General features: G+C 50.2%; 1 rRNA gene. It reads left to right on the top strand.

Annotated elements, in window-relative coordinates:
* Nucleotides 1-287, top strand: a 23S ribosomal RNA gene (locus NE547_RS18205); the annotation flags it as partial.

Here is a 287-nt window from a genome sequence, read left to right as displayed (position 1 = left end):
CGAGCGAACGCGGAAGAGCCCAAACCAAGTTAGTTTACTAATTTGGGGTTGCGGACATATCTTAAGGAGTGGTTATTGCGAGTGGAAGAGTTCTGGAAAGTTCTACCACAGAGGGTAATAGTCCCGTACACAAAGCCAAGAAGACTCTTGATATGATCCAGAGTACCACGAGACACGTGAAACCTTGTGGGAAGCAGGGGGGACCACCCCCCAAGGCTAAATACTACCTAGTGACCGATAGCGTATAGTACCGTGAGGGAAAGGTGAAAAGAACCCCGGGAGGGGAG

The organism is Flavonifractor sp. DFI.6.63 (assembly GCF_024462255.1).
Lineage (GTDB): Bacteria > Bacillota > Clostridia > Oscillospirales > Oscillospiraceae > Lawsonibacter_A > Lawsonibacter_A hominis.
Note: the sequence above shows the minus strand (reverse complement) of the source record. Positions and strands in the feature narration are given on the sequence as shown.